Source organism: Aminobacter sp. Y103A (assembly GCF_030294925.1).
GTDB classification, from domain to species: domain Bacteria; phylum Pseudomonadota; class Alphaproteobacteria; order Rhizobiales; family Rhizobiaceae; genus Aminobacter; species Aminobacter ciceronei.
On sequence record NZ_AP017986.1, the window covers coordinates 4,672,501 to 4,694,953 of the forward strand.

Genomic DNA, 22,453 nt, shown 5'->3' on the forward strand with positions numbered 1-22,453 from the left:
CGGCTACTGCACGTCGAACGTCGGCTTGAACCAGGCAGGGGCCAGGCTGCGTTCCAGGTCGAGCGCCTGGATATTGTTCCTGTCGATCACCTCGACCGGCGGGCCGACATGGCGGTAGTGCAGCGTGCCCTCGATCGCCCGGATCGCCTGGTCGATGGCGATCCGACCCTGCAGCGGCGGTGAGTCGGTCGGCGCCGCCACCACCTTGCCCCGGTTGATTTCGCGGAAGGTACCATGGGTGAAATAGTCGGCCAGAACCTGGACGTGGTTGGCCCTGCCCTGCGCCCTGAGGATGCTGACCGCAGCATCCGCCGTGGGCGCGCTGCCGACGATGTAGTCGATATCGGGCTGGGCTTCGAGCATCTCCTCGATCAGCAGGAGCTGGATCTCGACGCCGGTGTCGCCCCATTTGACCGCAGCAATCTCGGCCGAACTCTGCTTCAGCGCGCGCTGGAAGCCGGCTTCGACGAATTTCACCCAGCCTGCACCCTTTGGCCCGGGAAACCAGGCGACGCTGACCGGCATGGTGCCGGCCGGATGCAGCCGCGCCAGATAGGCACCGATGGACTGCCCCATCTCCTCCCAGGAGACCCCCGATTTCGCCGAGATGCCGGCGTCGTCGATGTCGTTGACCGCAGCGATGACAGGGATGCGCCTGGCGATATCCTTGATCGTCGGTGTCAGCCCCTCATAGGACACAGTGCCGACGATGAGCGCGTCGGCGGTGGCGCTGCAGGTGCGGATCTGCTCGATCTGGCGCTCGAGATTGGGATAGCCGCCGGCCTCGACGACGGTCAGTTTGACGCCCGCCGAACGCGCCTGCTCGACCATGCCGTAATTGACGCTGACCCAGTAGGAATCCTTGAGATGCGGATAGGACGCACAGATGCGCCACGGCTTCGCCGCTTTGACGACCGGCTGGTAATCGATCGTCGCCGGCTGCCTGGAATAGTCGAATGGCGGCTCCCAGGCGTTCAGCTTCCACGTCGTTTCAGCGGCCCCGGCGGACTGGGCGATACTGCAGGCGACAAAAGCCGTGGCGATCAGGTTCAGGCAGTGGCTTGGGGCGGGGGCACGCATCGTCTTACGCTAGTGCATGACCCGGAAAATCGAAATCGATTTTCGAAAAGGATCATGCCCACCCAGAAGCTGCAGCTTCCGCTGGCAGCGCAAACCATGGTTATATGAGCCATGCTTCATAGGTTCGGCATCGGCGGGAGGCTGTTTCTCGCCTTCCTGTGCATCACCGCACTGTCCCTGACATCCGGCATCGTCAGCTGGCTGATCCTGCGCAACATTGCCGATGCCCAGGCCGTGGTGAACGCCCAGGCCTTGCCCGCAGTGGCGGCGACCCAGCGCACCGCCGAGCTCAGCGCCAAGCTGATCGCCACCGCTCCTGCCCTTGCCGCCGTCACCTCGCGCGACGAACTGCTCGCCGAACAGGCCAAGCTCGCAACGCTGTCGCAGGAGATCGTCAAGTCGCTCGCCGAGGTCCGGCGTCTATCGATCGACCCCGAGCTCGTCGAGGCTTTTGCCGGCTCGGTCGAGAAGATGCTGGCCAACCTCAAACAGAACAACGAGCTGGTGCGCCAGCGTCTCGACGAGGACAAGGCCTATCGCGACAGCGCCGAGGCGGCGACCTCGGCGGCGCAGTCGGTGCTGCTGCTTTCGGAAACTTTGATCTCCAACGCCTCGGCCGGCGCTTCGGCGGTGACCGCCGGTCTCTATGGCCTGATCGGCGATCCCGGGCGCCGGGAAGATGCCTACATCGCGCTCGACCGGCTGATCGAGCACGACATCTACCTGATGGAGCGCATGTACGAGCTGCGCCACCGCAGCGCCCAGATCAGCCTGCTGATCAACCGGCTGAGCCGCGCGGAGACAAAGGCCGAGATCAGCGAGATCAGCGGCATCTTCCAGGACCATGTGAAGGTCATCAGGCGCCGCATCCTTAGCATCGACGATCCCGTTCGGCGCAAGCAGGGCATCGAGTTCTTTGGCGCCATCGAGGCCGCCGCCGGCGACGTGCCCGTGTCGGGCTCGATCTTCGGCCGCCGCCAGCGGGTCATCGACCTAGCCGGCAGCCTGAACGCCATGGCCGAAGCCAACCGCGATCTCGCCGTGACGCAGAACCAGATCGCCCGCAACATTCTCGACCGCTCCGACGAGTTCGCCCGCACGACAGCCGAGCGCGCCGACAATGCTGTGCGCATCGGCGTCATCGTGCTTGTCGTCACCCTGCTCGGCGCCATCCTCGCCTCGGGCGCCATCGTCTGGTTCTATGTCGAGCGCAACCTCGTCCGCCGCTTGAGCGGCCTGTCGCGTGCGATGCAGCGGCTGACGACGGGTGATCTCGACGTCACCGTCACCGACAGCGGCGACGACGAGCTGCGCACCATGGCGGTGGCCGTCAATCAGTTCCGCGACGAGTCGCGACGCCGGCTCGAGTTGGAGCAGGAACGCGCCCGCATCACCGACGAGCTCCGACGCCACCGCGAGGAGCTGCAGCAGCTTGTCGAGGAACAGACCGAGCAGATCAGGCTGGTCAACACGCGCCTGCGCCAGGAGGCGATCGACCATGACGAGGCGCGCGCCCGGGCCGAGCAGGCGAGCAGCGCCAAGTCGGCCTTTCTGGCGACGATGAGCCACGAGATCCGCACGCCGATGACCGGTATGCTGGGCATGATGCGCCTGCTCGCCGACAGCAAGCTGGGGCCGAAGCAGCGCGAGCATCTGTCGGTCGCGGCCAGCTCCGGTGAAGCCCTGCTCGGCATTCTCAACGCCATCCTCGACTACTCCAAGGTCGAAACGGGCAATGTCGACGTCGACGAGGTCGATTTCGACCTCGGCAAGCTGGTCAGCGGTGTTGCCGCCTTCATGCGCCCGATGGCCGCCGAAAAGGGGCTCGACCTCACGCTGGTGCTCGACAACAAGCTTTCGCCCGCCTTCAGCAGCGACGCCGGCAAGATTCGCCAGATCCTGTTCAACCTGGTCAGCAACGCCATCAAGTTCACTGAGCACGGCCAGGTCACCGTCGACGTCAAGGTCGTCGCCAACCGCAAGGACATGCAGACGTTGCGTCTTGCCGTAGCGGACACGGGCATCGGCATCGCGCCCGAGCGGCAGCAGGACGTTTTCCAACCCTTCACCCAGATGGACGCCTCGATCACCCGCCGCTTCGGCGGCACCGGGCTCGGCCTTGCCATCAGCCGCGAGTTCGCCAGCCTGATCGGCGCTGAACTCAGCGTCGCCTCGGAGGCCGGAAGGGGCAGCACCTTCATGCTCGACATGACGCTGCGCAAGGCCAAGGCAGCAGCGCTTTCGGCCCAGAAACGCCAACGCGGCCGCAAGACCAAGCCCGCGGCCTGCAACATCCTGGTGGTCGAGGACGACGACGCCACGCGGCTGGTCTCGACCACGGTGCTGGCCAATGCCGGTCACCGAATCACGGCGGTCAGCTCCGGCTATCTCGCGCTTGAGGCAATCGGCGAGTTCAGACCCGACCTCGTCGTCATGGACGTCAGTCTTCCCGGCATCGACGGCATCGAGACGATGAAGCGCTTACGCGAGAAGCTTGGGACGCCCGACCTGCCTGTCGTGGCGATGTCGGCGCACGTGTTCAAGGCCGATGTCGAGCGCTATCTCGACGCCGGTGTAGATGCCTTCGTTGCCAAGCCGATCGTCCACGAGCAATTGCTCGACGCCGTAGCCTCGCTCGGCGGCCGGTCCGTGCCGCAACAGCCACAGGACGTGGTCGCGCTCGATATCGCTGCCTTCAAAGCCGACGTCGACGCATTGGGCTCCGAGACGGTGCGGCGGCTGCATCGCATCGCCCATGACAGCCTGCCCCGGCGCTTCAAAGCGATGCGCGACGCGGTCAAGGCGGATGACCGCGAAGCATTGCGCGACCTTGCCCACGCCACCCGCAGCACGGCCGGCTCGCTCGGTTTTCCACGTCTCTTGCAGGCGGCTGAAGCTCTCGAGACGGCGGCGGCGCAAAGGCCGGCAGCTGAGCTCAGGCAGATCGTCGGCTCTTGCGAAACGGCCTTCGCCGACGGATCGCGGCAATGGGAACAGATGCTCGAAGGCAGCGCCGACCCCGTCCTGCCGGCCTAGAGCTATCGCCTAAAGAGCCGCAGCGACGCGCCCGGGCTGGACGGCGTCCGGCGCGAAGAAGTAACCTTCGCCATGAGCGGTGACGATGATGCGCGGCGTGCGCGGATTGTCGTTCAGCTTCTGCCTGAGACGCCTGACCAGCACGTCGACGGTGCGATCGCTGGCATCCCATTCGCGCCTTGATATCTCGTGCAGCAGCCGCTCCCGCGACAGCACCTGGCCGGGATTGGCTGTCAGCACCGACAGCAGCTTGAACTCGGCTCCGGTCAACTCGACGAAGGTGCCGTCGGCTGCCTGCAGCGTGCGGCGAGCAACCTCCAGCGTCCAGCCATAGAAATGCCGCGTGGCCGTAGCCGGTTGCGGTATCCGGCCCTTGCCGACGCGGCGCAGCAAGCCCTTGACCCGGGCGAGCAGCTCGCGATGCTCGACCGGCTTGGTGACATAGTCGTCGGCGCCGATCTCGAGCCCGACGATGCGGTCGACAGTGTCGGTGCGCCCGGTGACCAGGATGATGCCGACGTCGGACCGCTCGCGTTGCTCACGCGTCAGCTTGAGCCCATCCTCACCCGGCAGATTGATGTCGATCATCAAGAGATCGGCCGGATGCCTGGACATGATGGCACGCATCTGATCGCCGTCGCCGGCCTCGCTGACCTTGTAACCTTCGGCCAGGAAATAGCCCGCAAGCTTCGCCCGTGTGACCGGGTCATCCTCGACGATCACTATGTGATGCTGAGCCCGCATGCCATTCTATCCTCCCGACTTTTGTTGACATCATTTCACAAGTCGGGCGGCCCGGGCAACGACGGAAGGAGCCGGCGCACTTGTCATGGCGTCGCCGGCCCCTGCATTATTGCCTGGGATCTGTCACGTCAGCCTTTCCTAGCCGAGAAGCAAGGCAGGACATCTTCCTTGAAATACGGCTCCTGGTTGACCCAGAACATGTAGCTAACCTTCAGGAAATCCTGCGCAAAGGCATGAAGGCTCGGCACCAGGTTCGTGCGCTTCGTCACGATGTTCGTCGAGCCTGTCTCGCCGACATAGTTGCCGTCCTGGACCGCAATGCCGAGCGGAACGCTGAACTTGCCTTCGTGCATCATGGCCAGGGCATGGTTGAGCTGGCCCTTTTTCTTGTACATGAGATCGGGAGCCCCCATGCCGACGCCGATCTTGTCGCCAAACTCATAGATTCCGCGCAGATATCCCTTGTCCTCCCAAGGCAGCCATTCGCCGGGCATGAAGTTCGCGTAGAGCATGGTGGTTGACTTGGGGAATGCGGCCTTCATGGCTTGCATGTTGGTCTTGAGCACCGCCACATATTTGTCCGGGGTAAAGGACGTATCCGTCTCCTTGGAAACACCGATGGCCGTTTCCTGCAGGTTGACGCCCTCGACAACGCCGTCGAACTGCTTGCCGAGTGCCGCAAGCAATGCCGCGAAGCGCGCCTGGACTTTGGCGTTCCAGCGCTTGGCAACCCAACCTTCGACAACTCCGTCGTCGGTATGTTGGGCGGTGACGCCGCCGTCATAGTCACCTTTCAGCAGATAGTCGGGCACCGGCTTGTATTCGGGTGAGAAGGATGCATCCTGCAACTGGATGAAAAGCCGCTTGCCATGCTTGGCCAGGTAGTCGATGTCGGACTGGATCGATGAGAAGTCGTAGTGTCCTTCAGTCGGCTCAAGCTGGCGCCACACATACATGATCTGCGCGCCTGCGAAACGCTCGCTGGTCAGGAAGGCATGGTCGCGGATCGCGTCGCGATCCCGGCTGAAATAGACGAAATGCTCGATCTTGTCCGCCGGCAGCGGACATGTTGCATCAGTGTATTGCTTGTAGGCGTTGGCGTATCGATTGGCGGGATTGTCCCATGCCATCGAGGATGTGGCGGCGATCGCGGCACAAAGCGTTACGACGGCGCCAAGAAGACGTTTCAACTTCATAGGTCTACCCTTGAGTGGATCGGGGCCAGCAGGCCCGTGACCCTTAGACGTCTAGTTTGCGGATGACCCGCATTCGCCGTCGAAGTGGTGCAACTCGTGTGCAGATTCCGTGCAGGCCAGCTCGAACGCAATGCGCTCCGATGGAAGCTAGCCGAACTCGATCTCGAAAACCGCACCGTCCGAAGCGGCAATCGGCGTCAGCCGCGCACCATAAAGCTCGAGAATGGCCACCACGATGGCCAGTCCAAGCCCCGTTCCGCCCTCCTCGCGACGCGTGGTGAAAAACGGTTCGACCATGCGGCCGAGGTCGATGTCGGCAAATCCCTCACCATTGTCTGAAAGCCGGAGCGTCCGTCCATCCCAATCGAGGTCGAGCCTGGTCGCCCCATGATGGCGGGCATTCCCCGCCATGTGCGCCAGTACCGTTTGTCCATGCGCAACGGAGAGGGGCAGGATGGCATCCGGAGGAGCCAGGCTGATATCAAGCCCGGAAATCTCGGGCAGCATATCTCGCAACTGGCCAGGTTCACCGCGCATAGCTTCGCGTGACCTTGTCATGTCGCGAAGCTGGTGGAGCAGCAAATCCATCCGCTCTCCCTGGGCCCTGATGGTGCCTATGAGACTTTGCTGCGCAGCATCGGACAGGTCGCCATCCTCGAGAAGCTCGGCAGCTCCCATGATCGAGGTAACCGGCGATTTGAGCTCGTGGGTGACGTGGTTGGTGTAGATGCCGATTTCCTTGCTGCGCTGCGACAGCGTGCCGGCCATGGTGATGACCGCCTCACCCAAGTCTGCGATCTCCCGCATGCCATAGTGGCCGAGCGGGGCTAGCTCGGAATGGCTGCCATTGGCGACCATTCTCGACTGGTCGCGCAGGGCGCGGATCGGCCGTAGCATCGTCCGCACAAGCAACGTTCCCACGACTGCGGCGCTCAACAGCGTCACGACGGCCAGGACGATGACGGCGCTGCGCTCGCCGGCAAGATATTCCGTCAGCCCGGGAGCGGTCCTGGACATATAGACCGCGCCGATAACCCGGTTGTGGCTGATGACGGGATAGGCAACCAGCACCCTGAACCCTGTCCCGCCGCCAAGCACTGCGAGGCGCAACCGCGTACCCGCTTCACCCCGCCAGCGCAGTGCGGCCCCGACATCGCCTTGCAGCGCCTGCCGGACCTCTGGCACGGCGGCAAAACTCGCTGACTCGCCAGCGAGCATGTCTATGCCCTGATGATCCAGGAAAACGACAGTCGAAAGTGTCGTGCGGCTGGCATTGTCGGCCAAGGCACCCAGCCCCGGCGCAATCCTGAGATAACGCGGATCGAGTCGCTCCGCGGTCGGCACCGGATCGGGGCGGACGGGCTCGACCACATCCTGGCGCAGGTTCAGGAGCGGTCGAAAGGTTCGTGACGCAGCACTCCAGAAAATGCGCTTGGGCGGCGGCAGATAGAAGCCAGGTACAGCCCCGCCTGCTTCGAGCGGCTCGGCCTCGAACGCGACGGCATAGGCGCCGGCATAGATCGCCGCTTGCTTGATCAGCGAGGCCTCCGTCTCGTTGACCAGCCGATTTGTTCCGATCTGCAACGCCAGCGTCGTCACGACCGGCACCGCCAGCAGGCTAACGCAGACGATCGCCACAACCAGCGGCATGGATGGCCGCCATTTCCGGACGATCCGGCTCACGCGGTGCCTGGTCCGGCGACACAATTGCCAAGCCGTAGGCCCACCCCTCGCACCGTTTCGATTATGTCGGAGTAACCAAGTACCGCCGCCTTGGCGCGAATGTTGCGGACATGGCTGTCCACCGTGCGTCCGGACAAGGTGTTGTTCCCGCCATAGGCCTTGTCGATCATCGCCCCCCGACCGACGACGATCCCGGGCCGGACCGACAGGATCTCCAGCACCGAAAATTCCGTTGCCGTCAGCGGCAGATCTTTTCCGGCAAGCGAGCAGATGTGGCGTTCGCTGTCGAGACTGAGGTCGCCGTGCCGCGTGATACTGCCTGCCTGCTTGCCGCGTGCCAGTATGGCCTTGATCCGCAGCAGCAGTTCGCGCGGCGAGAACGGCTTGCTGACATAGTCGTCCGCCCCCAGCTCGAACCCCACGATCCGGTCGACTTCGTCGTCATGCGCCGTCAGGAAGACGATCGGGACATGCGAGCTGGCACGGATCGCCTTGCAGCATTCGATGCCGTCCATGACAGGCATGCCGATGTCGAGCACCACCAGGTCGGCATTGTGTCGCCGCAACTGCTCCAGCGCCAGGCGTCCGTTGGCCGCCTGCTGGACATGCATTCCCGCCCTTTCCAGTGCAATGCCGATCACGTTGCGGATGTCCGGGTCGTCATCGACAACGAGAATGCTGGGGTTCATAGCGCGATCACCAAGGAGACATGCCGGCTGATGGTCGACACCAGCTTCTTCTATCGAAGCGGGCAATTGCAAGCCAAGCACTGTCCGACAATCTCGACGACAAAAGCGCGAAGATGATGGCGCGCCTGCCGCCTCGCCGACCTGATGGCCTGTCCTCGGGAAACAACGCGCGACTTTCACCGCGCGACAGGCTGCCTATTAACATCATTTCACAAGTCGACTCACGACTTTTACACCCCGGCCGACACCGGTTCACTTCTCGTCGCTATCTTTGCGGGGATGGCGCGGAAATCCAACAGGCACACAGAGGCCGGCATCCCGCCTTCCATGGGAACAATCGCAACACACAGGAACGGGAGGTTCAATGACCCATTTTACCAAATCCGCAACCATGGCCACGATCATGGCTTTTGCGGCCGGCACGGCGTTCGCCCAGGATTCCACCGACCCTATCAAGATCCCAACCCACAACTGGTCGAGCCAGATCGTCGGTGCCCACATCGTCGGCAAGCTGCTCGAGAAGGGCGGCGCCAAGGTCGAATACGTCTCCGCCGACAGCCAGGTCGTCTACACCGCTCTTTGCGAAGGTGACGTCAGCCTCGTGCATGAGGTCTGGGAAGGCGCCTTCGGCGTTGCCTTCCAGAAGGTGGTCAAGGAAGGCTGCGTCGTCGATGCCGCCACCCACGACGCCAAGACACGCGAGGAGTGGTGGTATCCGACCTATGTCGAGGAGGTCTGCCCCGGCCTGCCCGCCTGGGAAGCGCTGAACGCCTGCGCCGACAAGTTTGCCACCGCCGAAACCGCGCCGAAGGGCCGCTTCCTCGGCGGTCCTGTCGACTGGCTCAAGCATGACGCAGAACGCGTCGAGGCCCTCGGTATGAACTTCGAGGTCGTCAATGCCGGCTCGTCCGCCGCCCTGTGGGCCGAGCTCGAATCCGCCGTCAAGCGCAAGGAGCCGATCGTGCTCTTCAACTGGACGCCCAACTTCGTCGAGGCGCTTTATGACGGCAAGTTCGTCGAGTTCCCGGCTTTTGATCCCAAGTGCAAGGACGACCCGGCCTGGGGCTCCAACAAGGAGCTCAGCTACGACTGCGGCAACCCGAAGGACGGTTATCTGAAGATCGCTGCCTGGAAGGAATTCCCGACCAAGTGGCCCAAGGCCTACGCCATCCTGCAGAAGATCAACTTCTCCAACATGGACATCGCCGTGCAGGCGAAGCTCGCCGACATCGACAACATGGAGCCCGAGGCGGCCGCCGACAAATGGCTGGCCGACAATGAGGCGCGCTGGAAGGCCTGGATGGGTTCCGCCAGCTAACCCTCCGCATCCATCCGTCCCATCATGGCGTCGTGACGCCCGCGTAAATGCGGGCGCCACCTCGCCGCGCATACCCCATCGGCCCCCTTTGGCGAGAGGCAGACATGTCCGAAGCAAAAATCGCATGCCGCAACCTTTGGAAGCTCTACGGCTCCGATCCCGCCGGCTTCCTGCGCCGCAACCACAACAATCCTTCCATCGAGACCATCAGGGCCGAAGGCTACGTCCCCGCCGTCCGCAACGTCTCCTTCGATGTGATGCCGGGCGAAATCCTCGTCGTCATGGGCCTCTCCGGCTCGGGCAAGTCGACCTTGCTGCGTTGCCTGGCGCGGCTGATCGAGCCGACCTCGGGCGAGGTCATGTTCGAGGGCCGCGACATTCTGGCCGCCACGGAGCGCGAGCTGATCGATCTCAGGCGCCACAAGATGGGCATGGTGTTCCAGCACTTTGCCCTGCTGCCCCACCGCACCGTGCTCGACAACGTTGCCTTCCCGCTCCAGGTTCGCGGCACCGATCGCCAGAAGCGTGAGAGACGCGCCCGCGAGGTGATCGAACTCGTCGGGCTGAAGGGCCGCGAGGGCTATTATCCGCGTGAACTCTCCGGCGGCCAGCAGCAGCGCGTCGGCATCGCCCGCTCGCTCGCCGTCGGCCCCGACGTCTGGTTTCTCGACGAGCCGTTCTCGGCACTCGATCCGCTCATCCGCCGCGAGATGCAGGACGAATTCCTGCGCCTGCAGAAGGTGCTCAACAAGACAATCGTCTTCATCACCCACGATTTCGACGAGGCGATCCGCGTCGCCGACCGCATCGCCATCATGAAGGACGGCGTCGTCGAGCAGCTCGGCACCGCCGAGGAGCTGGTGACCTGCCCGGCCACCCCTTACGTCGCCGAGTTCACCCGCAACGTCTCGCATGATCGCCTGCTGTCGGTTCGCGCCGTCATGGCGCCCGCATCCTCTCGAAAGCCGGACGCCGCTGCGGTCCAGGCACAGGCCCTGATCGCCAGCGTCGCCCGCCAGGTGCTGACCTCGGAGCGTCCCATCGACGTCATCGACGACGCTGGCGCGCTCGTCGGTACGCTGACCCGCGACGGTCTGATCGATGCTCTCTACGGCAAGGAGCAGTGTGCATGAGCGCCGCGACACTGACCCGCCAGGAGGCGATGGAACCGCAGAAGCCGCTGGCCGCAATGACCAGGCCGCTGCTTGTCGTTCTGCCTTTCCTCGTCCTGCTGCTTGCCGCCTCGCTTTTGCCCGACTGGGCGGTGCAGGTGCCCAAGGGCTGGACTATTCCGTTCGTCGACTGGGCGAACATGGTCTTCGACCATTTGCGCGACGACGCGATCTTCGGGCTGTTCTCGTTCCGCGACCTGACGCGCGGTGCTGCCGAGCTGATCACCTGGCCGCTGGCCTTCGTCGAGGGACTGTTGGTCTCCGGCTTCCCCGATATCGGCATCGCCGCCATGCCCTGGGTCATGACCGCCGGCCTGTCAGGCGTGCTCGGCTGGTATCTCCGTGACTGGCGCCTTGGCGCGCTGGCGGCAGGCTGCGTCGCCTACATGGCGATCTTCGGCAAATGGGAATTGTCGATGATCACCTTGTCGGTAGTCCTCGTCGCCGCACCCATTGCCGGTCTCATCGGTTTCGGCATCGGCATTCTCGCAGTGAAGAAACAGTGGTTCGAAGCGCTCGTCGTGCCGCTGCTCAACGTGCTGCAGTCGTTGCCGCATTTTTCCTACCTGATCCCGATCGCCATCTTCATCGGCGTCGGCCACAAGGCCGGCGCGATCGCCACCGTCATCTTCGCCATTCCGCCGATGGCCCGTCTTACCATCCTCGGCCTGAAGGGCGTTGCCGAAGAGGTGCGCGAGGCCGGCAAGATGGCCGGCTGCACCCGCTTCCAGACCCTGTGGATGGTCGAGATTCCGTCGGCGCGCCAGCCGCTGCTCGTCGGCGTCAATCAGGTCATCATGCAGTGCCTGGCGATGGTGGTCATCGCCTCCTTCGTCGGCGCCCGCGGCCTTGGCCATGACCTGTTGTTCCGGCTCCAGGCGCTGAAGATCGGCCAGGCGCTGGAAAGCGGCGTCGCGATCGTCCTGATGGCGATCACGATCGACCAGTTGAGCCGCGCTGCTGCCCACAAGGAGCCCTCGCATCTCGCGCCCGACGCCAGCCTGCTGCAGCGCTTTCCGTTCCTCGCCGCAGCGCTGGCCGTCATTGCCGCGTCGCTGTTGCTCGCCGCGATCACGCCTTACGCCCAGGCCTGGCCTTCGGAGCTCGCCCTCAGCACCGCCCCCTTCTGGGATGCCCTCGTCGACTGGATCACCGTCACTCTCTACGACCCGTTGCAATACCTCCGCAACGCCATGCTGCTCTACGTGCTGATCCCGATCCGCGACCTGTTCCAGTCGATCCCCTGGACGGCGATGGTGGCTCTTGTCGCCGCGGCGGGCTGGTCACTCGGCGGCTTCAGGCTCGCTGCGATCGTCTCCGGCTTCGTGCTGTTCATCGCCTTCGCCGGCTATTGGGAGCGCTCGCTGATCACCGCCTATATGGTGACTGTCGCGGTGCTGCTGTGCATCATGATCGGCCTGCCGATCGGCATCTGGGCTTCGCGCAGCGAACGCCGCACCGGCATCGCCAAGCTCCTGTGCGACACCTTCCAGACCTTTCCGTCCTTCATCTACCTGATCCCCGTGATCATGCTGTTCAAGGTCGGCGACGTCGCCGCGATCTCGGCGATCATCATCTATGCGATGATCCCGATCGTACGTTACACCATCTTCGGCCTGCGCAACGTGCCCCAGGAGATCGTCGAGGCCGGCATCACCTCGGGCTGCACGCAAAGGCAGCTTCTGTGGAACATCCGCATGCCGCTGGCCTTCCCCGAGATCATGCTCGGCATCAACCAGACGATCATGTTCGCCCTGTTCATGGTCATCATCGCCGCCTTCATCGGCACCAAGGACATCGGCCAGGAAATCTTCCGGGCGCTGACCTTCAACGATGCCGGCAAAGGCCTCGTCCTGGGCCTCTGCGTCGCCTTCATGGGCCTGACCGCCGACCAGCTGATCACGGCATGGGCAACGCGGCGGAAACAGCAGCTGGGGCTGGCAGGCTGACCACCGGGCCTTCGGCCCGTCGCACCACCTGGACGATCGACAGCCGACTGGCCCGTAGCCCATCGCCATGCAGGAGGAACTTTCGTGGCGGCCCGCTGCGCCGGCGGAAGTGTGCTTCTCGCCGGCGCAGCCAATCCCGTCAGGACAGATCAGAACTTGTAGTTCAAGCCGACCTTGCCGCTTGAAAGGCTGAGGTCGTAGGTATCCCCATCGAACTCCTGCTCGCCAAGCCCGTAATAGGCGTACTCACCGAAAACCGACCAATTGGCATTGAGTTTCAAAGCGACGCCGGCGCCAGCCGTGTACCCGGTGTATGTAGGGTCGGCGGATCCTCCCGGGTACTTTATCGCAGTATCCGCCACGGCCAGACCGGCCAGGCCGTAGAGCAACACGCTGTCGAAGGCGACACCGCCACGGGCGGTCAGGCTGGCCAGCCAGTTGACCTCCATGGAGATGTTGGGAAATGGCCCGAAGCCGAAGTCGTAGTTACCGCTCAGGCCACCCCCGGAGACATCGCCCTGCACACCGAGCACAAAGTTACCGAACTGCGCCAAAGCGCCGACCTGGCCGCCGGCGAGCAAGCCGTCAAGCTCGAAGCCTGCCTCAAAACCAGGAACCCATTGTTCCCCTTGCGTCGCGGCGCCATCGGCGAAACCGACATGCAGGCCGGCGTAGATCCCGCTCCAGTCCGTCGCGTCAGCATACGCCGTGCCGGCTGGGGCAGTCTCGGTAGACACGTTTTCCGCCCGCGCCGTCCCCACGCTCATCGCAATCAACGCAGAGGTCATCAAAAAGGCCAGCATGTATCTTCACAGCCTAATATCCTTCAATATATGTCGCTTCAGTTTCAATATAGATCGCTTCAGTAGCGTCGCCTGACAGGCGCCGTCGCCATCGCAAAAAGTGTAGACAGTGTGCTGGGCAGTCAGACCTTTTTGTTCCGGCATGTCAACCAAGCAAAGCGATATTCCCAGTTGATCGAAACTATGGCCGCGCTCTGCAATCCCGTTGACGGTAGTGCGCGGGATCTGGGCTAGGACGTCTCGGCCATCCGGCACTACACGATCGAGGAAGCCTGCGAAATTCGTTCCGACGGCCGTCCACTTCATTCTGGCACCTGGCATAAAGCGGGCGAGATAGAGCTGCGCGGCGGTATGGGGAACTGGGCACGATCCTGAACTGGACCGAGCGACAGGCTGTTGGCCCTGCAACCAAAAACACTCCCGGAGCAAGGCTCACGGGAGTGTCGTTATCAATGGTTCTGGGGCCAGGCTTTGGCTTTTATCGCGCTTTGCTTGTGGGTAAGCGTCCGGTCAAGGGCTTGGAGGGAACCGCGACGAAGATCGTTCCGATCTCAAGCAGTGGTCTCTGGACCCTCGAGATGAGTTTGGTTCGCCGTTCCTGTCACGTCGCCTTCAATACAATTGTGCCAGCGATCCGGTCGTGAAGTGCGACACGGCTCGCGAGAACAGACGCACACAAAATGCCCAGCCAAACCATGGGCACGATCGCCCCAGCGCCGAGACGGCCCCTTGTCCAGATAGCCGGAGCCCCGTCGCCTGGTTGAGAGTAAGTCCGAATGAAAATGACGAGTATAGTAACAATGCCAAAGCTGGCGCCAGAACAGCCGTCCGAATGACTGCACGAGCTACCGGAAGGCGTCGTTGTTTGGTGTCATTGACGCTCGTTACGCGCAGCCAGCCAGCCGTTTGCCGAAAGTCGCGCCGCCCCTCGCTTCGGCGATCAACCGGTAGACGAGGAGAAGCGCGAATGCGAGCCAGTCAAGGACAATGATCTTCCCTTCGACCAGCCCCCCTGTCTGTTGAGGTAGTAATATTCCGGAGCCCGCGTTTCGTCGTTGTTTCGCGCCCCAAATAGCCGTGCCGTTGGCAGGCCAAGAACAGTTTCGCTGCAGTCATCGATGAAGAAGGCGCCGGCCTCCAATGGTGGCAATACGCCCGCATTCGCTGGCCCACATAGATTGACGAAGAACCAGGTTTGGCCCTGCACCTGACCGTTGGTTGAAAGATACAATGACGCGAGGATCAGTTGAGTGACGAAAAGGATGCCGAGTGCGTCGATTGCGATGGCTGCAACGCGACGAAGGATACTCGCATTCTGCGTCTGTCGACTGGCCACTGCCATTTCTCCCCACCCAGCAGGAAGATATGCACAGCCTCGACTCGATGTTTCAAGTGATCTGGATAGTCAGATAGTCGGCTTTGGCTGTTGCGTGCCCCTGATGCGCTTCAAGCTCGGGCTGTCACGTGGTTCGAGACAGCAAAAAGCCCGCCGTGGTTTTCACCTTGGCGGGCTTTTATTGTTGGTTTCGGGGACAGGATTTGGCTTTTTGTCCCGCTTTGTCGGCTTTGGCTCCTAGCGGGCCGCTGATGCAGGTTGAACTCGACCGTCACCTGCGTCCAAATACCAAAACAGCCCAGACAAGCTGGGCTGTTTTGGTATTTGGTTGCGGGGACACGCAACTACCGATTCCGACATTTGCTTCAGATCGCAATTTGAAAGTAATGACTTGGCCATTGAAGAAACGATCGGAGGTGCTGTCTGCACAGCGGGTTCACTCTCCGACCCCGTTGCAGTCGTCCGGCCCGGACTGCGGCTACTTGAAGTGGACGGAAGCAGAACCAATGTGATCGAAGGTTGTTTGCCGACGCTGCGATAAGACCGGACATTCAGCTTTGCTAGCAGCAGACACTCTTCATTTTTGGCTGCTGCCCGACTTGGACCAGATGCCCCGCTTACGCCGCCAATTTGGCACCTTCAACGACAGAGATTTGACGGTCGTCTCGTACGAGCGGCAAAGGGTTTTCTCGAACCACAGAAACGTTCTGAACTACGATAAAGTTAAGATGAGCAAGAATGAGTTTTCCTCCGTGTTTATACGTGGGGTTGGCGCCATGTCGGGCGGGCTGCAGTGACTGGCGGCATAGGGTCGCGAAAGCCTGGTCAAAAAGGGTAGTTTCCCCACCACTCTGCAGCGACGCTCTATTCCGATTTCGTCATTATGCGCGAACCGGCAGGTAACACTTCGAGGCTGCGTCGAGCCATCTGCGCCATCACTTCATCAAAGTTGAACATGGATTGCCATCCAAGACCGCTCTTAGCCCGGCTTGCATCATAAACACGATCAATAGTTAGTGGCAGGCGCCATCCTCTCTGGTCAAACTTAGCAGCAATATCGGGCGCCCTACGTCTGACGACTGAAGCCGCATCTATCGAAAGACATTCGCAGTCCTCCATGGTGAATGGACTGGTGGCCGACACAATATAGCGCTGGAAAGGCGCACCGCTATTCGACAAGGCTGCGACGTGGGCGTCAGCGACGTCGCGCGCATCGATGCCGCGGTGTAGCCTGTAAGCTGCCATTATGTCGCCTGGCTCCGGGAAGCTCCGCGACATACGTAGAACCCGCACGGCAAATTCCGGACCAGCCAATCCTTCCAGTACATATTCAGCTTCAAGCTTGGTCCGATGATAAATGCTCGTCGGCAAAGGGGCCGTGTCTTCATCTATCCATGTGCAGGAACCGACCGAAACGGCATGCCCATACAAGGCCGTCGTGCTGGTGAAAACGAACCGTTTCACGCCTGCGGCGATCGCTTCCCTTGCGATGAGTTCAGTTCCCTTCACGTTGATGCGCTGAAATTCTTCATTTGGCACAGTGCCAACATGAGGGGCATGGAGTGCGGCAGTGTGAATTACCGCGTCTGCTCTTCGAAGTACCGTGCGCAGCAGCATCTCGTTGGCGATGTCGCCGACAACATGGGTGGTCGAAAATGGAGAGCGGTCAAGGCCAACGATTTCGTGTTGGCAAGACAGAGCGCCAAAAATTGCGCGGCCAATTCGCCCGGAACTACCCGTAAGTACTATACGCATAGATAGCTTTCAAATACCTCGTTGTGCTCATTTATGAGCGTTAGGTGATCGATACCGTACAGGTCTGATCGATTCTGATGAAAGTAGCTTGTCGGACATTGAGACAAGCAGCAAGGTGCTAACGCGCGCTCGCAATCTACTCTGTCGTGACGACCTCCTGGCGATCACCAATTCGCCCGCATTTGTCCGCGGTGGGCAGCCCGGTACCGGCTGCCCACCTACGGCCGGTGTCATATGTCGCGAAGACAACGCCAAAAATTTTCCCGTTCGTCGCAAAGTCGAATGTCCAGCTGGCCGAACAACGCCAGCTGGTTTGGCGGGACAGCCTGGCTCTCGGGCAGCAATTGCGTGTTGGGACGAGAGCTGTCAGCGGACGATTGCAGTCAACGGTGTTGAATGGGAGGCCAGTAGCCGCCATACCGAGCTGGTCCGCTCCCAGACGGCCACTGTCTGGTTCGTCAAGTTGCGCAACTCGCCCCTAACCGTCACGTCCATTGCAATCGTGCAGAAGACGAGAGCAAACTGTCCCCGGTCTAACACCATGCGGTTGTTGCGGTCGATCCGGTGATAGGTCAAAGCACCGGTCCTGATGGCGTCGACGTAGGAAACCTTGCTATCCGCCGAGCCGGTGGAATGGCCGTAGACCAGATCGTCATGGAGGAGCGTGTTCAATGTCTCCAGATCTGCGGCGAGGGTCGCGGAGTAGCGGGCATCGTCAGCCGCTTCTACGGTCAAGTGTTCACCCATGGCGGCCATCCGCCCGGCTGCGCCAGTCGAGCTTGGAGCCGACATGGCTGACGACGCTGTAGACAACAAACGACAGCAACGCTGCAAGCAAGGCTACGGCATAGACGAGGTCGCCGCGATAGAGCTGCATAGCCTTGTTGATCACATAGCCGAGGCCGGTCGATGAAATCATCCACTCGGCGGCGATCGCCACAATGATACTATTTGTGCCGGTGATCTCCTGGGCCGCCACAATGTGCGGGAGGGCATAGGGTATCTTAACCTTGAAGAACGTTTCGAAAGGGCTAGCGTTGAGCACGCGCATGCGGTCGAGCACCACCTCGTCGGTGGAGAGCAGGCCGTGATAGGTATTGACCATCACTGGGAAAAACCCTGCAATTACCACGATCGCAACTTTCGATCCGATCGTATCACCGAAGGCCAGCATCAAGATCGTGACCAGGGCGACATAGGGCACGTTGCGGATGGTGATCGCCGCGGGCATGACCACATGACGCCAGAGCGGCGATGCGGTCAGGACTACTGCTAGCCCGATGCCAACGACATTTGCCAGTAAAAATCCCAACAGCGCGACCTTCAATGTCTCCCAGAGATGGAAACTGATTTCGTCCCAATCGTTGACCAGCGCCTCAAGCACCCGGCTTGGCTGCGGGATCACGAACTCCGGCAGGTTGGACGTGTAGATTGCAAGGTACCAGAGGCCGAGGATTGACAGCAGCGGGACCACGATCTTTGCAATCAGACGCAACGCGCGAAGCCCTGCGGCAGCGAGCCGTCCGCCGACCTCCATGGAAGCCTGTTGGTCAAGTGATACTTCTCTCATGGTTAGCCCTCCGCGTGGCGTTTGGATGTCGCGCCTGAAAGCAGGCCGCGGACATGTGCCGCGGCCCTGACGAAGCGCGGGTCAGACCGGAAACTCTGCGTGCGAGGCCGAGGCGAGCCGATCTCGACGATGTCCAGGACCCGTCCGGGTGAACGCGAGAACACTACCAAACGGTCTGCGAGGACCACGGCCTCGTCGATGTGGTGGGTGACAAAGAGCACGGTCTTGGGACGTTTGCGCAGTTCCTCACCAAGCCAGTCGCCGATCTCCTCGCGCCGCATCTCGTCGAGTGCGGAAAAGGGCTCGTCCATTAGGAGCACATCAGGGTCGTGGCTGATCGCGCTGGCAATATTGACGCGCTGCAGCATACCGCCGGAAAGCTCGCCAGGCCGTTTGTACTCATGCCCGGCCAAACCGAAATCCTGCAGAAGTCCAGCCGAGGGGTACCCCGGTCGGCGGGCGATCTGTTTGGTGAAGGTCACATCGGCAAGCGCCGACTTCCACGGCAGCACAGCTGGTCGCTGCGAGACGAGGCCGAGCTGCCGTGCCTGGCGCGCCTGGCGCGGAGAAGCGCCACCAACCAGGATTTCGCCAGCGCTTGGGGTGGCAAGATCCGCCACCATCCTGAGCAAGGTTGTCTTGCCGCAGCCAGACGGACCGACCAGCGCTATGAACTCCCCCGCCGCGATTTCGAGATCGACTTTTTCGAGTGCGACCATTTGGCCGAAGCGGCGCGTGACGCCGCGCACACTGATAGCGGAGGCCATTATCGTGCCTCCGGACCAGGTAAGAACTTGTTGGTCATCACCGTGTCGACCGGAATTTCGCGCGGTATCTCGCCAGCTTGCTTGTAGAAGGTCACCATCCGGGCCCAGACATCCGGGTTCATCCACAGAAGTCCGTTTTTTCGGGTGTCGTCGCTTTCGAAAAGATGCTGCTGGTTCTTCATCTGCCACATGACTTTTTCCGGCGTATCGACCTGTCCGGGGTAGGCTGCGACGATCTTATGGGCCTCAGTGGGATTTTCGAGGACGAAGCGGAGACCTTTGGTCAGAGCGCGGAGGTATCGTTTCACGAGTTCCGGGTTCTTTTCTATCATCGCATCAGTGGCAAAGATGACTTGCGGGTAACTCAGCGTGCCGTACTTGGCGTAAGGAATTGCCTTCCAAGTCTTGCCCTTGAGATTCTCTGGGGCGTCGGGTTTGGCCGCCTCGATTTCGATCTGGTACGGCTGGTTGATCATGAAGGCGCTCATGAAGTCGACCGAGCCGACCAGCAGCGGCTCGGCTCCCCCCTGCACGGTCGTGATCGTCATCGTGCTCGTGTCCAGGCCGTTTTCCTTGGCGAAGGCGCGCAGCAGGAAGTCACCGTCCGCCTGGATGCCGATACGCTTTCCTTCGAGATCCTTCGGCGTCGGCTCGGGTGCATCGGGATCGGTTATGGTCACATAGCTGTAGGGACTGTCCTGGTAGAGGGTGCCGAGCGCAATGATATTGATCGGATCCGGCGCAAGCCGGGCCGCAATGACGAAGCGGCCGTTGACCGAGATGCCGAAATCTGCCTGGCCAGCGGCGACGATCGGGACAGGATTTTTACCCGGTCCGCCGTCGCGGATGATATGCTCGATACCTTCCTCCTTAAAGTACCCGTTCGCATCGGCAACGAGCACCGGTGCGAACTGACCGTTGCGAAGCCATCCGAGCTGAGTGGTGACCGTTTCGGCCCAAGCGCTGCCGGCAATGAGCAGCATCGTCGACCCGGCGAGAAGCGCCGCTCCAGTTTCAAGAATTCGTGGCATTCCTGTTCCCCTTTTTTTGTTCAGTTTATCGTTGAGCCACCGTCCACCACCAGGGAGGCGCCGGTTACATATGGGTTGGCCATTGCTGCCAGCACCATCGCCGCGACGTCCTGCGGCATCCCCACGCGGTGTGCTGGCGTCTTCTTCGCGTAGTCCTCAAAAAACGTCTTCCGCCTCGCCGGCTCCAGTCCAGACCACATTGGAGTGTCGGTGAGCCCTGCGACGATGGTGTTGACGCGTATCGGAGCGAGGTCGATTGCGAGGCCCCGCGCGAGCCCTTCAACAGCGCATTGCGCGGCGGTGACCATCGCGCGGCCCTGCATCGGCTTGCGGCTAAGCGCGCCGATTATGAAGGAAAGCGAGCCTTTTCCAGCAAGCCGTCGGCCAGCCATCTGCGCGACATGGAAGGTCGACCAGAAGCGCGTGTCGAAATGCCCTGCTGCAGCAACCGGATCGATGTCAGCGAAATCGCCTGTTAGTGCGGTCGGACCTGCGGCCAAGCAGACATGGTCGAGCTTGCGAACTTCCTCAAAAAGAGCCGCGACCGAATGGCGGTCGGTGACGTCCACAGCGAGCGCGCGTATGCCGTCCGGTCGCGGCATCAGCGCCTTTCGAACGGAGCGGCTGGCAACTGTCACGGTCGCGCCGGCCATTTGCGCCAGCTGCGCGACCGCCTCGCCGATGCCGCTTGTGCCGCCGATCACCAGTACATTCTGGTTCGCAAGATTGCTCATTGCTTGCCGGCCTCACTGTTCGCCACAGCGGAAAACTGGAAGCCACGATCGTCGAGGAAGGCGCGCGCAACCTCTTCCTGCAAATGCAGCGGATACGGGTGCACGCCGGGCTTGCTGTCCGCTGGCATTTCGGAATGCATCCAGTGCGCACCGCGCAGGATCAACCCGTTGAAGATGTCCCAGATGTCGGTGCCGAACGGTCCAGCACCAGAAGCGAGGTTCAGGGCATCGCCGCTGCAGAGAAGGAGCAGTTGCTTGCCCTCGACGGTGAAGACATCGATGCGGTTGCGCAGCTCGCTCCGCTCCTGACGGTTGATCCAGTCGATCGACAATTCGCGCGCCGAATGCCCGGCGTTGACGAAGACCGTGCCCTGGCGCGCGACCGCGTAATGCTCGGGCTTGATGATCCCGTCGCGGCCGGTGACAGTGACGACGATATCAGCCAACGCCACGCCGTCATAGAGGCCCGTCACTTGATGGCCATGGAACACGGCCTCGGCGGAGCGCAGCGCCGATGTGTCGGCGACGAGCACGTGGCCGCCAAGGTTGCGGGCGCGTTCACAAATGCCCTTGCCCACAGGGCCGAAACCGACGACCAAGATCTTGCGGCCAAACAGGCTCATGCCCGTAAGGTAGGCAAAGGCCGACCAGAAACTTTCCGCGACATGAAAGCGATGCTCGATCGAGTTCTTGAGCTGCGAGTCGTTCCAGTCGAAGATCGGAAACGCCATCTGCTCACCGTCCAGGCGATTTGTCCCTGTACGCGTACCCTCGAGCGCCGCACGCGGCGACCAACCCTGCTCCTTGCAGGCAAGCAGCAGCGCTGCGCCAGAGCTCAGTACGTAGTCGGGCTTTTCGGCCACGGCGGCGGCGAGATAGGATTTGTAATCGTGCATCGACATGCCGTTGTGGGCGAACACTTTCGCGCCCCGCTGCCGCAGATATTCGACAGTCGGATCGGAGACCGCGTTGGGATGCGACGAGCCTGCGACGATCTCGGCGCCCGATGCCATCAGCGCCTCGAGGAGTGGTGCGGTGTTGGGGCTCAGGATCTTCCAGACCCCAATCTTGGCGCCGGATAGGCTGCGTCCCTTCATTGTGCCTGAGATACGGTTGAAGACGGTGGACAGGCGTTCCTGCCAGGCGCGTTCGCCATCGTGTATCGTGATCTGGTTTAGCATAGGATGTAGTCGCTCGGTTCGTATGCCGGGGTCGATACGAGCAGCACTGAAAGCTGCTCGTCGTCGGCTGCTGCGAGGAAATGTTTCTGACCGACCTCAACGAGGTAGGCGTCACCTGCGGTCAGCCTATGCTGCACGCCTTCGATGGTGAGAAAGCCGCTGCCGGACACGACGTAGAACAATTCGTCGGAGGCACGATGGAAGTGCTGCGGCTTGCGCACACCGCTCTCGATGACTTCGAGGGCGACGCTAAGATTGTCGCGGCGCGGATCGCTTTGCCGGCCGAGGAACTGGGTTATGCGGTATTTATCCGGCTCCGGGACGTTGACCGGATCCTCTACCAAGTGTGGCATGCCTTCTCCATTGACATTGCTCTGCCCGAAGGTCAGATCGATTGCGGTGAAGGCAT

General features: G+C 61.8%; 20 protein-coding genes. 4 read left to right on the plus strand and 16 right to left on the minus strand.

What is annotated here, in order from left to right:
* Positions 1-3 precede the first annotated feature (3 nt).
* Positions 4-1,080 carry a TMAO reductase system periplasmic protein TorT gene (gene torT / locus Amn_RS22835; RefSeq protein ID WP_154387550.1) on the minus strand — a complete coding sequence of 359 codons (1,077 nt, stop codon included), beginning with the start codon at positions 1,078-1,080 and terminating at the stop codon, positions 4-6.
* 111 nt (positions 1,081-1,191) lie between these two features.
* On the opposite strand from torT, the gene torS reads away from it, so the two are divergent.
* Entirely contained in the window at positions 1,192-4,116 is a 2,925-nt protein-coding gene (gene torS, locus Amn_RS22840) for a TMAO reductase system sensor histidine kinase/response regulator TorS (RefSeq protein WP_286292145.1), read from the plus strand.
* A gap of 9 nt (positions 4,117-4,125) precedes the next feature.
* Here the strand turns inward: torS and torR are convergent, their stop codons facing one another.
* The 4 genes from torR to Amn_RS22860 form a co-directional block, all read right to left on the minus strand.
* On the minus strand, positions 4,126-4,860 hold the full coding sequence (torR, locus tag Amn_RS22845) for a two-component system response regulator TorR (protein ID WP_067957866.1): 735 nt from the start codon (positions 4,858-4,860) through the stop codon (positions 4,126-4,128).
* A gap of 128 nt (positions 4,861-4,988) precedes the next feature.
* Positions 4,989-6,056, minus strand: a complete 1,068-nt coding sequence (locus tag Amn_RS22850; RefSeq protein ID WP_286292148.1) for a hypothetical protein — start codon at positions 6,054-6,056, stop codon at positions 4,989-4,991.
* 147 nt (positions 6,057-6,203) lie between these two features.
* Entirely contained in the window at positions 6,204-7,706 is a 1,503-nt protein-coding gene (locus tag Amn_RS22855) for a histidine kinase dimerization/phospho-acceptor domain-containing protein (RefSeq protein WP_286292150.1), read from the minus strand.
* A 29-nt stretch (positions 7,707-7,735) separates the two neighbouring features.
* On the minus strand, positions 7,736-8,428 hold the full coding sequence (locus Amn_RS22860) for a response regulator transcription factor (RefSeq protein WP_286292153.1): 693 nt from the start codon (positions 8,426-8,428) through the stop codon (positions 7,736-7,738).
* Positions 8,429-8,792: 364 nt separating this feature from the next.
* On the opposite strand from Amn_RS22860, the gene Amn_RS22865 reads away from it, so the two are divergent.
* From Amn_RS22865 to Amn_RS22875, 3 genes are all read left to right on the plus strand, one after another.
* Positions 8,793-9,746, plus strand: coding sequence for an ABC transporter substrate-binding protein (locus Amn_RS22865; protein ID WP_246765198.1), 954 nt, complete (start codon positions 8,793-8,795; stop codon positions 9,744-9,746).
* A gap of 104 nt (positions 9,747-9,850) precedes the next feature.
* Complete coding sequence (locus Amn_RS22870) at positions 9,851-10,879, plus strand: quaternary amine ABC transporter ATP-binding protein (protein WP_286292158.1); 1,029 nt, start codon at positions 9,851-9,853, stop codon at positions 10,877-10,879.
* Positions 10,876-12,867, plus strand: coding sequence for an ABC transporter permease (locus tag Amn_RS22875; protein ID WP_286292160.1), 1,992 nt, complete (start codon positions 10,876-10,878; stop codon positions 12,865-12,867). Before Amn_RS22870 ends, Amn_RS22875 begins: the two co-directional genes overlap by 4 nt.
* 149 nt (positions 12,868-13,016) lie before the next feature.
* Here Amn_RS22875 and Amn_RS22880 read toward each other — a convergent pair whose 3' ends face one another.
* The 11 genes from Amn_RS22880 to Amn_RS22930 all read right to left on the minus strand — a co-directional run bounded on the left by Amn_RS22880 (position 13,017) and on the right by Amn_RS22930 (position 22,397).
* Positions 13,017-13,670, minus strand: coding sequence for an outer membrane protein (locus tag Amn_RS22880; RefSeq protein WP_286292163.1), 654 nt, complete (start codon positions 13,668-13,670; stop codon positions 13,017-13,019).
* A gap of 6 nt (positions 13,671-13,676) precedes the next feature.
* Positions 13,677-13,976 carry a hypothetical protein gene (locus Amn_RS22885; RefSeq protein WP_286292166.1) on the minus strand — a complete coding sequence of 100 codons (300 nt, stop codon included), beginning with the start codon at positions 13,974-13,976 and terminating at the stop codon, positions 13,677-13,679.
* A gap of 634 nt (positions 13,977-14,610) precedes the next feature.
* Positions 14,611-15,012: a hypothetical protein gene (locus tag Amn_RS22890; RefSeq protein WP_286292169.1), complete on the minus strand. Its 402-nt coding sequence runs from the start codon at positions 15,010-15,012 to the stop codon at positions 14,611-14,613.
* Between the two features lie 858 nt (positions 15,013-15,870).
* Positions 15,871-16,761 (minus strand): NAD-dependent epimerase/dehydratase family protein, encoded by an 891-nt coding sequence (locus Amn_RS22895; RefSeq protein WP_286292172.1) that lies wholly within the window; start codon positions 16,759-16,761, stop codon positions 15,871-15,873.
* 366 nt (positions 16,762-17,127) lie between these two features.
* Positions 17,128-17,508 carry a nuclear transport factor 2 family protein gene (locus Amn_RS22900; RefSeq protein WP_286292175.1) on the minus strand — a complete coding sequence of 127 codons (381 nt, stop codon included), beginning with the start codon at positions 17,506-17,508 and terminating at the stop codon, positions 17,128-17,130.
* Entirely contained in the window at positions 17,501-18,331 is an 831-nt protein-coding gene (locus Amn_RS22905) for an ABC transporter permease (RefSeq protein ID WP_286292178.1), read from the minus strand. The genes Amn_RS22900 and Amn_RS22905 overlap by 8 nt, the downstream gene beginning before the upstream one ends.
* 2 nt (positions 18,332-18,333) lie before the next feature.
* The gene (locus Amn_RS22910) at positions 18,334-19,080 is read right to left on the minus strand and encodes an ABC transporter ATP-binding protein (protein WP_286292182.1); all 747 of its coding nucleotides are present in this window, start codon (positions 19,078-19,080) and stop codon (positions 18,334-18,336) included.
* Positions 19,081-19,097: 17 nt separating this feature from the next.
* Positions 19,098-20,129 (minus strand): ABC transporter substrate-binding protein, encoded by a 1,032-nt coding sequence (locus Amn_RS22915; RefSeq protein ID WP_286292184.1) that lies wholly within the window; start codon positions 20,127-20,129, stop codon positions 19,098-19,100.
* Between the two features lie 20 nt (positions 20,130-20,149).
* On the minus strand, positions 20,150-20,863 hold the full coding sequence (locus tag Amn_RS22920; RefSeq protein WP_286292186.1) for an SDR family oxidoreductase: 714 nt from the start codon (positions 20,861-20,863) through the stop codon (positions 20,150-20,152).
* Positions 20,860-22,044 (minus strand): NAD(P)-dependent oxidoreductase, encoded by a 1,185-nt coding sequence (locus Amn_RS22925; protein ID WP_286292189.1) that lies wholly within the window; start codon positions 22,042-22,044, stop codon positions 20,860-20,862. Before Amn_RS22925 ends, Amn_RS22920 begins: the two co-directional genes overlap by 4 nt.
* A complete protein-coding gene (locus Amn_RS22930; RefSeq protein WP_286292191.1) occupies positions 22,038-22,397 on the minus strand; it encodes a cupin domain-containing protein in 360 nt (119 codons plus the stop codon). Before Amn_RS22930 ends, Amn_RS22925 begins: the two co-directional genes overlap by 7 nt.
* Positions 22,398-22,453: the final 56 nt, after the last annotated feature.